We start from the raw sequence: 7,649 nt of genomic DNA on the forward strand, positions 1-7,649 counted from the left end.
ACTTAGTGAGTTGACCACTGCGGAGTGGTAGTTCAGTTGGTTAGAATACCGGCCTGTCACGCCGGGGGTCGCGGGTTCGAGTCCCGTCCACTCCGCCACTATTTGAAAAGCCCTAGTCTAACGACTAGGGCTTTTCACGTTTAAGCATGTCCCATTCTGAAATGTATTTATACCAATTCCGTTAATTAACTTATCAACTTTAGCCAATCTCTAAAGCAGAGTGAGATGACTCTGCTTTTATCTTCACAAAAACGATTCCATCCTCCACATAATGTTTCGACGATATCGTCATAGTTTTCGAAGCACCTATTTGCTACTTCATTTTGACGGAGCCAACTCCATACCTGTTCTATAGGGTTAAGCTCGGGAGAATAAGGTGGGATATGAATTATGGTGAGGTTCTTAAACTCATCAGAAAGATAGCTCTGGTGCCAACTCGCTTGATCCATGATCACAACAGCATGCTTGCCAGCTGGTGTGGCTTGAGAAATTAATCTGAGTTGCTCTTTCATTGCTTCCATATTGCTAAGGGGAACCACTATAGCTTCAGCTTCTCCTGTCGTGACACATACAGCTCCAAAAAGGTATGCATACTCAAATTGCTGTTGTTGTACTGCTCTAGGGCGCGTACCTTTCTCTGCCCTTATTCTCGTTGTTGTATTGCGCTGACCAAATCTAGCCTCATCTTGAAACCATATTTGAACATCTTTTAAGGGGACGTGACCAGGGATCTTAAGGATCGTTTCGATTGAAAATTTTTTTAAAAGATTCTTGAGCTTCAACTGACTGCTTAGGGTGTTTAGAGCGAGTCGTAACCCAACTCAAGCCTATGTCATGTAATAACTGATAGAGCGCCGACTTTTTATATGATGTATTGAAGTTGCTTTCTATATAGAGCCCAATGTCTCTAGCTTGAAGACGACCGCCACTCTCATTTACGGCATGTTCGATAACATATTCTTTGAGCTGTGATTTTTGCTCGTCTGTTAGGCGGTGGGGTCTACCAGAATGTGGTTTCTCTTGAAGTCCTTCAAAGCCATTATCGAGATATGCTTTGACCCATTTATTGACGCTTACTCTGCTAACTTTAAAGTATTTAGCTATTTCAGTGCGACTTTTACCGTCAATAAAATGAGAAACGGATAAATAACGCATTCTAAGTCGAGCATTGGATGTGGAATTAATCAAACTAGGAAAATCATGCTTCATAAGGACTCCTTTAAGAACCTTTATTAGATCATGAAATTATCGGAATTGGTATTATCTGCTTTTCTATTTTTGTTTGTGTACGATGGTTATCTTCACAAAAGCTGTTCCAAGCATTGCACACTGAGTTCATAGTTTTCAAAATATCTATTCGCTAGTTTGTATTGACGAAGCAATTGCCAAACTTGCTCTATCAGGTTTAATTCTGGTAAAAATGGCGGGATATGGATTATCGTGATGTACTTAAAGTGATTGGCTAAGTGTGTTTGATGCCAGCTCGCTTGATCCATCATAACCACTGAATGTTTACCAGCAGGTGTTACCGTTGAGAGCAATTCAAGGCGCTTCGTCATGCTTAGCGGAGAAACCATCGCTTCAGCTTCGCCCGTATTGATGCACACGGATCCAAACAAATAAGCGAACCCCAATTGTGATTGTTGAATAGTTCTAGACCGACTTCCTTTTTTAGCCCAAATCTTCATTGTGGTATTGCGTTGACCAAATCTCGCTTCGTCTTGAAACTAAATAAGCACTTCTTGTAAGTGTATATGCCCAGGGCTGTGGAATTTTTTAAAAGATTCTTGGGTTTCTTCTGATTGTTTGGGGGCTTTGATGAATGGAAGAAGGTGCTTTAGGTATTTATGGCTAGATATTAAAGGGGAGACGCAGAGTAAACTTTAATATCAGGCAACTTCTATTATGTGGTTAGTAAGCTATAAAAATAAGCCCAGCATACGAAATACTGGGCTTGCGCTTATAAAATTTGTTTTAAAACTCGATCAGCTTTAACTCTGGTGATTTTCCGAATGAGCTTTTGAACCTGATCTGGGTAAGTTTCAATTTTTTCTAATTGCTTATAGGTGCAGATGAGCTGAGTGTGCTGAAGAATGTTATCGACTTCACCTTGAAACTTACTTGAGAGGTGGTTGTAGTGATCTTGAATAAAAATCCCATTTTCTAAATCTAACTTCCAAGCTCTTGGGTTTAAATTATTCCCAGTCAACAGCATATAGCGTTTATCGACCCAAATCCCCTTCAGATGGAAACTATTATTGTCATGCTTCCATAGGTGGATAGAAAGATTACGACTTGCAATATGTGACTCATTGGCTTTTGCAAAGCGTCGTAGGTTTACCTCATATAGGTAAGGTAAACCACCAATGGTTTTGAATTCTTCTTCTGGTGAAATAAAGAAATCATTTGCGGTTTTATCGCCGACCACTATACGTATTTTGACGCCACGCTTAAGTGCCTTTTTTACTTCTTTAGCAAGGCTAGGTGGGAAGTTAAAATAAGGGGTACAAATGAATACTTCGTCTCTTGCCTGTGCAATCAGTTGGTTGATACCTTGATTTAATCTATTACGTCTCTTACCTATACCTACCAGCGGAGTTATTGCTACTTGCTCTGAAGATATCTCTTGAGAGTTAAATTGGTATTGAGATCGTGCTAGAGCTGATCTGAGCTGTCTAATCGCAGGCTTAATTTCTTTTGTAGTTGGTTTATTCGATTTTGCTAAGTCATTGACAGCACTATCTGCGATCATCTCATCTTCTATATACGCATACATCGAATCTGCTAGAGCTGCGTTTTTCATGACATGGTAGCGATCAAATCGGTAGCGGTCATGGTAGTTCAGATAGATATTGTTGAGACTTGCTCCGCTATAGATAACCGAATCATCGATTATAAAACCTTTGAGGTGAAGAACCCCAAAAACTTCACGACCACGAACAGGGACACCATAAACTGGGATGGAATGTTTATATTGTTCTGCAAATGCTCGATACATTGCAGCATTACCTTCAGAAGACTCTGCACCAATTAAGCCTCTTTGAGCTCGGTGCCAATCAACACAAATACTGATGTCTAATTCTGGTTTTACTTGCTTTGCTTCATATAAAGCGGTCATGATTTCACGACCTGCATCATCATCTTCTAGATACAATGCAACGAGACAAATTCGCTCAGTTGCTGTCGATATTTCTTTAAGTAAACGTGTTCTGAACTCTTGCGCTGAGAGTAGTACATCAAACTGATCTGGATCTTGTGCCAAAGTTGGCAGCTGTACTAATGGATTCCTACTGGCAATCATATCGACTGTTTTACCTTAAAAGTATGCAAAATTGCGGACCACTAATTTTATCAAAGTCATACCCATAATGACTAGACAATCGAGTCATTCTTTAACAATTTGCTTGGAAGTGCATCGGAATGAGATCTTTACCGCTATTTGTATAACGTAAAAATAATGTTTTTAAGCTATTCGGTAGATCTACTGCATCTATTTTCTTGAAATCATGGTTTGAGTAAAAGCTTTCAAGGTGGCGATAAGCAAAGCAGAAATCTTGGTTAGTGAGGATGTTTGAGACGCAATAATTCATTAACAGGCTACCATGACCTTGTCCACGCAACTCGGTTGAAATTACCATGCCCGTTAATAGGCGATATTCTTCAATAGCTCTAAAGCGAACAATACCGATAATTGAATGGTTTTTTGTTAATGAGTAAATCAACTCGCTCTTGTTTACTTTACCTGCTGGGTAATGTTCTTTATAAAACTTTTTAACCAGTGGGACTTTTATTGGCTCTAGTTGAGTTATTTCGACATTGTTCATTCTGTCACTGCGCTGTTTAATTATCTGCTGTAGAATACACTGAGTGTAATTTAACTAAATAGCGCCATGCAATCTTATCTAAACGCCAACCTTAAACCTTTTCATACATTTTCGATTGATCAAACCTGTGATGTTTTAGTAGAAGTTCATACCATTGCAGAACTTATTTCCGTTTATAAATCAGAACAGTGGAAAAACTTGCCTAAATTAATATTAGGTAAAGGCAGTAATATGCTGTTTACAAAGCATTTTTCTGGCGTAGTTATAATCAATAGGATTTTAGGGAAAAAGGTCTCTGATGAATCTAATGGTTTCAAGTTACATATTTCCGGTGGAGAGGATTGGCCAGATTTAGTTGAATGGAGTGTAGAAAAGAATATGGCAGGTTTAGAAAACTTAGCCATGATTCCTGGTTGTGCGGGGTCTGCCCCTATTCAGAATATTGGTGCTTATGGTGTTGAATTTAAAGATATTTGTGAATATGTCGATATCCTTTGCCTTGATACTTTTAAAGTTAAACGACTATCGCGTGGTGACTGTTTATTTGACTATCGCGATTCAATTTTTAAACACGATTTATATGAAAAAGCAGTCGTCATTGCAATCGGACTATTTTTAGAAAAGCCTTGGAAGGCACGTAACCACTACGGGCCATTAAAAGAACTTGGCACTGATAACTTAACTGCTCAATCTATCTTTAATGAAGTCTGCAAAATACGAACTGAAAAACTTCCCGATCCGATGCAACAAGGTAATGCAGGAAGTTTCTTTAAAAACCCAGTGATCTCCAAGGATCTTTTTGATCGTGTTCAAGCTAACTTTCCCGACATTGTTGGTTACCCCTGTGGTGAAACAGTAAAAGTTGCTGCTGGATGGCTCATTGATCAATGCGGATTTAAAGGCATGACCGAAGGGGGGGCGCAAATTCACGCTAAACAAGCGCTCGTTATTATTAACGTAGGTCCGGCTACTTCTGATGATGTCATCACTCTGGCAAAGAAAGTTCGTCAGGCGGTATTTGAGCGTTTTGAGATTGATTTGGAACATGAAGTCCGCTTCATTGGCAGTAAATGCGAAACCAACTTGGCTGAAATTATGGACAATCAATGATGAGAGAACATACTACTAAGCTTACATTACTTAAGTGCCTGTCTGATGGACAATTCCATTCAGGGGAAAAACTTGGTGAACTACTCGGTATTTCACGAGCCGCTGTAAGTAAACATATTAAAGGTATACAGGAGTGGGGCATTGATATTTTCCGAGTACAAGGTCGTGGATATCAATTAGCTAACCCTCTTGAAATGCTTGAGCACGATTCGTTAATTGCAACTTCCTGTGAAGCATCTGTCGATGTGATACCTATCATTGATTCTACAAACCAATATCTGCTTGATAGAACACATGAACTCGCCTCTGGCTCAGTTTGCCTTGCTGAATATCAAGCAGCTGGTCGTGGACGACGTGGGCGTGAATGGGTGTCCCCTTTTGGCGCAAACTTATACCTCTCAATGTATTGGAAACTTGATGCTGGTATGGCTGCTGCTATGGGTTTAAGCCTTGTGGTCGGTGTTGCCGTTGTTGAAGCCTTAGAAAAAATAGGGGTTCAAGGCGTGAAATTAAAATGGCCGAATGACCTTTATTATAATGATAAGAAACTTGCAGGGATATTGGTTGAGCTATCGGGCCAAGCCGGCGGGGCAGCTAACATTGTCATTGGCTTAGGTTTAAATATGTCGATGAAATCGGAAGTGAAGGGGATTGATCAGCCATGGACATCACTTACAGAAGTTTGTGACGGGGATATTCCCAATAGAACGGAACTTGCTCAAGCATTGATTTCAGCGTGGCATACCGCTTTAACTGATTATGAATTAAATGGGATGTCAGGGTTTGTCCCTAGGTGGAATCGCTTAGATAATTTCTTAGGTCGCAATGTGCGGTTATTAATTGGTCCAAGAGAAGTGGAGGGAGAAGTCATGGGAATTAATGAACAGGGCGCTGTGTTACTTAAGACGATTAATGGCATCGAGAGCTACATAGGAGGAGAAATATCTCTTAGAAAAAATGATTAGTTACCATTGCTCACTTTCTTAAAAGCACTTCTTCTACCGTATGGTTTTGTCCTTTTCGTAGGATCAGATGAGCACGTTCTCGAGTCGGTAAAATATTTTGTTCTAGGTTAAGCCCATTAATTGATTGCCAAATATTCTCTGCTTTCTCAAAAGCTAGTTGATTTGACAGTTTTGTATAATGACTAAAGTAAGACCCGGGCTTAGTAAAAGCCCCTTCTCTGAATTTCATAAAACGATTGATATACCACTCTTTTATAAGCGAACTGTCAGCGTCGACATAAAGAGAAAAGTCTAAAAAGTCTGAAATAAAAACTCTATGTGGTTCATGTGGGTAATTCATCCCACTTTGAAGTACATTCAACCCTTCAATGATCAAAACATCAGGTAGATCTACGGTTTTTTCCTCATCTGTAATGTTATAAGTCAAATGTGAGTATACAGGGGCTGTCACATTGCGCTTACATGCTTTTACGTCTGAAACGAACTGTACTAAACGCTTAATATCATAAGACTCAGGGAAGCCTTTTTTGGTCATTAAACCTCGCGCTTGCAATTCTTCGTTGGGGTATAAGAAACCATCAGTCGTGATGAGTTCAACTTTAGGATGATTTTCCCAACGAGATAGTAAAGCTTTTAGTAACCTTGCTGTCGTACTTTTCCCTACCGCCACACTGCCAGCGATACCAATAATGAATGGTGGCGCAGTTTCTTTCTTATCCAAAAATTGATGAAGCACTGAATTTCTATTCTGTCGAGCTGCCACATAGAGGTTTAACAGGCGCGATAAAGGAAGATAAATGTCGACGGCTTCTTCTATTGTCAGCTTTTCATTAATGCCCTGAAGCTCTTTTAGGTCGCTTTCTGATAGCGTCATTGGCACGGAATTTCTTAGATCAGACCAATGTGCGCGATCAAATGACATAAATGGGCTCATACAACACTCTATAGAAAGAAAATCAGTTGAATGGAAAATACAGCAAGCGGTTCATAAATCAAATATCTAAAATGATCAGCATGAATATAATCTCCGAAAATTTGAGATAAACAGTACTCTAAAGTGTCTATATTGAAGATTTTTTTATTTTTTTCAATTTTCCTATTGCAAGGTGGAAAATCATTCAATAAAATGCGCCCCACTTGTGCCGACTTAGCTCAGTAGGTAGAGCAACTGACTTGTAATCAGTAGGTCACCAGTTCGATTCCGGTAGTCGGCACCACTTTCTCCTTCTGTTATTCAGGCCATGAGAGAAAGCTAAAAAATTTGGAGGGGTTCCCGAGTGGCCAAAGGGAGCAGACTGTAAATCTGCCGGCACTGCCTTCGATGGTTCGAATCCGTCTCCCTCCACCATATTCTAAAGGTTAAATAGCTCAAAAGAGTTACGTGTTGCGTGCATCGTATAATGGCTATTACCTCAGCCTTCCAAGCTGATGATGCGGGTTCGATTCCCGCTGCACGCTCCAACTCATTTTTGTGTGCTGATATAGCTCAGTCGGTAGAGCGCACCCTTGGTAAGGGTGAGGTCCCCAGTTCGACTCTGGGTATTAGCACCAGTCTAAAGCATACTTTTCCTTTTTATATCTTAACGCCATTTTTAAGGTTGCGTGGCTTAATGCCACCTAATACCCGTACCTAGAGGGACACCCCATGTCTAAAGAAAAATTTGAACGTACGAAACCGCACGTAAACGTTGGTACTATCGGCCACGTTGACCACGGTAAAACAACTCTAACTGCTGCTATCTGTACTACA

General features: G+C 40.1%; 7 protein-coding genes, 5 tRNA genes and 1 pseudogene. 8 read left to right on the forward strand and 5 right to left on the reverse strand.

Translation table 11 applies throughout. The annotated features are described in order from the left end of the window. Positions 1 to 21 precede the first annotated feature (21 nt). Positions 22 to 98 (forward strand) — tRNA-Asp (locus F0226_RS21760). Between the two features lie 87 nt (positions 99 to 185). Here the strand turns inward: F0226_RS21760 and F0226_RS21765 are convergent. The 4 genes and pseudogenes from F0226_RS21765 to F0226_RS21780 all read right to left on the reverse strand — a co-directional run bounded on the left by F0226_RS21765 (position 186) and on the right by F0226_RS21780 (position 3,824). Beyond that, a protein-coding gene (locus tag F0226_RS21765; protein ID WP_171737595.1) for an IS630 family transposase occupies positions 186 to 1,209 on the reverse strand; the annotation gives its coding sequence in 2 pieces (ribosomal slippage) (positions 186 to 756 and positions 755 to 1,209; 1,026 coding nt in all). Positions 1,210 to 1,301: 92 nt separating this feature from the next. Further along, positions 1,302 to 1,715 (reverse strand): annotated as a pseudogene (locus F0226_RS21770) (transposase); the annotation flags it as partial. Positions 1,716 to 1,960: 245 nt separating this feature from the next. Continuing rightward, complete coding sequence (gene pssA / locus F0226_RS21775; protein WP_171737597.1) at positions 1,961 to 3,301, reverse strand: CDP-diacylglycerol--serine O-phosphatidyltransferase; 1,341 nt, start codon at positions 3,299 to 3,301, stop codon at positions 1,961 to 1,963. A gap of 91 nt (positions 3,302 to 3,392) precedes the next feature. Next, entirely contained in the window at positions 3,393 to 3,824 is a 432-nt protein-coding gene (locus F0226_RS21780; protein WP_171737598.1) for a GNAT family N-acetyltransferase, read from the reverse strand. Between the two features lie 66 nt (positions 3,825 to 3,890). On the opposite strand from F0226_RS21780, the gene murB reads away from it, so the two are divergent. Both murB and birA read left to right on the forward strand, forming a co-directional pair. After that, positions 3,891 to 4,934 (forward strand): UDP-N-acetylmuramate dehydrogenase, encoded by a 1,044-nt coding sequence (murB, locus tag F0226_RS21785; protein ID WP_171737599.1) that lies wholly within the window; start codon positions 3,891 to 3,893, stop codon positions 4,932 to 4,934. Continuing rightward, positions 4,934 to 5,899 carry a bifunctional biotin--[acetyl-CoA-carboxylase] ligase/biotin operon repressor BirA gene (gene birA, locus F0226_RS21790; RefSeq protein ID WP_171737601.1) on the forward strand — a complete coding sequence of 322 codons (966 nt, stop codon included), beginning with the start codon at positions 4,934 to 4,936 and terminating at the stop codon, positions 5,897 to 5,899. The genes murB and birA overlap by 1 nt, the downstream gene beginning before the upstream one ends. A 10-nt stretch (positions 5,900 to 5,909) precedes the next feature. Here birA and coaA read toward each other — a convergent pair whose 3' ends face one another. Further along, positions 5,910 to 6,833, reverse strand: coding sequence for a type I pantothenate kinase (gene coaA, locus F0226_RS21795; RefSeq protein WP_171737600.1), 924 nt, complete (start codon positions 6,831 to 6,833; stop codon positions 5,910 to 5,912). 207 nt (positions 6,834 to 7,040) lie between these two features. Here coaA and F0226_RS21800 point away from each other — a divergent pair. From F0226_RS21800 to F0226_RS21820, 5 genes are all read left to right on the forward strand, one after another. Beyond that, positions 7,041 to 7,116: transfer RNA gene (locus F0226_RS21800), tRNA-Thr, on the forward strand. A 46-nt stretch (positions 7,117 to 7,162) separates the two neighbouring features. Then, positions 7,163 to 7,247, forward strand: a tRNA-Tyr gene (locus F0226_RS21805). A 38-nt stretch (positions 7,248 to 7,285) separates the two neighbouring features. Continuing rightward, positions 7,286 to 7,360, forward strand: a tRNA-Gly gene (locus tag F0226_RS21810). 14 nt (positions 7,361 to 7,374) lie between these two features. After that, positions 7,375 to 7,450 (forward strand) — tRNA-Thr (locus tag F0226_RS21815). A gap of 94 nt (positions 7,451 to 7,544) precedes the next feature. After that, positions 7,545 to 7,649: GTP-binding protein (locus tag F0226_RS21820; protein WP_238928544.1), on the forward strand; the 105-nt coding region annotated here is incomplete at its 3' end.

The sequence above is a fragment of the Vibrio sp. 99-70-13A1 genome, from assembly GCF_013114625.1.
In the GTDB taxonomy this organism is placed as follows: Bacteria; Pseudomonadota; Gammaproteobacteria; order Enterobacterales; family Vibrionaceae; genus Vibrio.

Coding starts and splice junctions, on each gene's coding strand:
- pssA (WP_171737597.1), bottom strand. CDS start 3,301: ATGATTGCCAGTAGGAATCCATTAGTACAGCTGCCAACTTTGGCACAA.
- F0226_RS21780 (WP_171737598.1), bottom strand. CDS start 3,824: ATGAACAATGTCGAAATAACTCAACTAGAGCCAATAAAAGTCCCACTG.
- murB (WP_171737599.1), top strand. CDS start 3,891: ATGCAATCTTATCTAAACGCCAACCTTAAACCTTTTCATACATTTTCG.
- birA (WP_171737601.1), top strand. CDS start 4,934: ATGAGAGAACATACTACTAAGCTTACATTACTTAAGTGCCTGTCTGAT.
- coaA (WP_171737600.1), bottom strand. CDS start 6,833: ATGAGCCCATTTATGTCATTTGATCGCGCACATTGGTCTGATCTAAGA.